A 2,962-nucleotide genomic window follows, 5' to 3' on the forward strand; every position below is an offset into this window, starting at 1 on the left:
ACCCCCTGTTTTGTCGGGAAAAAGCTGTCCCCCCTGCACCTGAAGGATTTGGGCGGCCTTGAGCCAGCCGGCGTCAAAGGATCCCAGATGGGTGGTGGTAACCAAGGTTTGCACGCGCTCCTGAATGGCTTCCAAGAGCTGGTTTTGCCGGTGCAGATCCAGCTCGGCCAGCACATCGTCCAACAGCAGCAAGGGCGGATCCCTGACCACCTGCTCGATCAGCTCCAGCTCCGCCAATTTCAGAGCCAAAACCAGAGTGCGCTGCTGGCCTTGGGATCCATAGGCGCGGGCGGCAACTCCGTTAATGCACAGCTCCACTTCATCCCGATGGGGGCCCACCAGAGAGCTGCCCAGGGAGTGTTCGGCGGCGGCTTTGGCGCGGATCTCGGCCAAAAACTGGGCTTGGATCACTTCGGGGCTGGCCTGGGGATCCGGCAGGGGCACTTGGGGTCGATAGGTAAGGGTCAGGGTTTCCCGTCCACCGCTAATGACCCGGTGCCAGTGAGCAGCCAAAGGCTCCAGCCGTTGCAGCAGCCGGGCGCGGCGGCGCATAATTCGGCTACCGGTGGTGGCCAGTTGGGCATCCCAGAAGGCCATCTGCGAGAACTGAACGCCAGCAGCCGCTTGCGTTAGCGGGACAGAGTCCTTGGGATCCTGCTTCAAAAGGGCGTTGCGCTGCCTGAGGATCTGGCGATATTGCTCCACCAGGCCGAGATAAACCGGCTCCAGTTGCAGCAACACCCCGTCCAACCAATGGCGCCGCGTCTCCGGAGCGCCCCGCACCAGCTCCAGATCCAGGCTGGAGAACACCACCGCATTCACCTGTCCCAAAAAGTCCGCCTGGCGGCGCAGCACCTGCCCGTCCACCTTCAGGGATCGCCTGCCGCTGCTGCGCAGCTCCATCACCAGCTCATGGGCCACACCCAGCCGTTCAACCGTGGCGGCAATCCGCGCCTGCTGTTCTTCTTGATGCACCAGCTCCCGATCCCGGCTGGCCCGCCGCGAGCGCAAGGTGGCCAACAGCTCCACCGCTTCCAGCAGGTTGGTCTTACCCTGGGCGTTCTCCCCCACCAGGATGGTTTTGGGCGCGTCAAAGGTGATCTCTTGCTCCCGGTAGTTGCGAAAGTGCCACAGGTGCAGGAAACGCAGGTACACCAAGGGAGATGTAAAGACGCGATCAGTCAGTATTCGAGAAGAACAGCCCCCGCTCTGGGGGCTTTCACTTTAACCCAACTCCAGCAGGGGCCAGAGAAGATAGAGGGGTTAACCCCGGAAACTCAGCCAGCAGGGATCCCTTCTATCCCCTCAGTTCAGGGTAGGCCAGATCAGCGCCTACTCAGGGCAGCCACCCCTCCGAGGCGCTCAGCCGCCAACAGATGGAGGGCTGCGCGGGCAGAGTAGCGGGCAGCTTTGCTGCGACTGTAGTCGGCGAAGGTGTAGCTGCCGGGATCCGTACTCACGTTGCCCAACAGGTTCTGCACTTGATTCTGCAGGTCAGAGACGCTGCCGGAGTTGATGTTGGCGAAGGCCATCTCCGCTTGCAGCCGGCTGAGGTACTCCTGAGCCCGGAAAGGGGCCTCGAAGAAGGAACGGCCAGGGCGGCCCATGAAACCCAGCTCCGCTGCCCCGCTGAGCTTGCGCCGGGGATCCCAGCACCAGGGGGGTGAGGAGCACCAAAATCGGCAGAGAACAGCCGAGGGCACGGGTGAAGGAGGAACGAATCCTTTGCCAAGCCACTCGGCCTTACCTCAGGGGGGATCCGACTACCCTGGGCGAGGTCATTTCAACCAACTGCGAAATGGCAATTACCTAGCTTCCCTCTCCCCAGAGGAGGAGGGCTGGGGAAATGTCTCATACTTCATCTAGATCTAGAATGGCCCAAGCTGATCGGTCCGGTTTGGCCAGGCTCTCAACCTTGAGCCCATTGCTTGCAAACGTTTTGATGCCATGACTTCTCCCGCCGAGCATACTTGGAATGCCCTGGAGGTGGATCCCACCCTCCTCACCCCCATGATGCAGCACTACGTAGAGCTGAAGCGGCAATACCCGCACGCCATTCTGCTCTACCGCCTGGGGGATTTCTACGAGATGTTTTTCCAGGATGCGCAAGTGGTGTCGCGGGAGCTGGAGCTGGTGCTCACCGGGCGAGAGGCCGGAGCCATCGGCAGGGTACCCATGTGCGGGATCCCTTACCATGCTTTCGACCGCTACGCTGCCCAGTTGGTGGCCAAAGGCTATGCCCTGGCCGTCTGCGACCAGATGGAGCCGGCAGATCAGGCCAAGGGCTTGGTGCGGCGGGAAGTGACGCGGGTGATCACCCCTGGCACCGTCCTCGAAGAGGAGCTGCTGCAGGCGCGGCAAAACAACTACCTGGCAGCCGTCGTGCGGCTCAAAGGATCGAAGCAGGCTCCCTGCCGCTGGGGCCTAGCCTATGCGGATATCTCCACCGGCGAGTTCTGGGTGTGTCAGAGCGAGGGGCAAGAGCAACTGGAGCAGGAACTGGCCCGGCTGCAGCCGGCAGAGGTTTTGCTGCCCACCGAGGAGGGGCTGGGACTAGGCCTCATCCGTCCAGGGGATCCCCAGAAGCCCCTGGGTCTCCCCAACCAATACGCCTATACCCTGCGCCCAGCCGAACCTTTTGAACTGGCGGTGGCGCGGGAGAACCTCATGCAAACCTACGGCCTGCGCTCTCTGGAAGGATTGGGCTGTGAGGGATTGCCTCTGGCGGTGCGAGCAGCGGGAGGGCTTTTGCACTACTTAGAAGAAACCCATTCGCCTCAGCGGTGCGTAGCACCAAAGACCCTGCTGCAGCCTTCTCCCCAGGGAGGCCACCCGCTCCTGCCTCCCCCGCGCACCTACCAGCTCACGGACTACCTCATCTTGGATGCCCAAACCCGGCGTAACTTGGAGCTCACCCAGACCATCCGAGAGGGGGCTTTTGTGGGATCCCTGCTCTGGGTGC

At 62.2% G+C, this 2,962-nt stretch carries 2 protein-coding genes and 1 pseudogene; 1 reads left to right on the plus strand and 2 read right to left on the minus strand.

The window, feature by feature from the left end:
• Both recF and NW819_RS11610 read right to left on the minus strand, forming a co-directional pair.
• A partial coding sequence (gene recF, locus NW819_RS11605) for a DNA replication/repair protein RecF (RefSeq protein ID WP_414413838.1) occupies window positions 1–1,155 on the minus strand: 1,155 nt, incomplete at its 3' end.
• A gap of 170 nt (window positions 1,156–1,325) precedes the next feature.
• A complete protein-coding gene (locus NW819_RS11610) occupies window positions 1,326–1,703 on the minus strand; it encodes a hypothetical protein (RefSeq protein WP_414413837.1) in 378 nt (125 codons plus the stop codon).
• Between the two features lie 244 nt (window positions 1,704–1,947).
• On the opposite strand from NW819_RS11610, the pseudogene NW819_RS11615 reads away from it, so the two are divergent.
• A pseudogene (locus tag NW819_RS11615) lies at window positions 1,948–2,962 on the plus strand (DNA mismatch repair protein MutS); the annotation flags it as partial.

It is taken from the genome of Synechococcus sp. R8-2 (genome assembly GCF_047461715.1).
Taxonomy (GTDB): Bacteria; Cyanobacteriota; Cyanobacteriia; order Thermostichales; family Thermostichaceae; genus Thermostichus.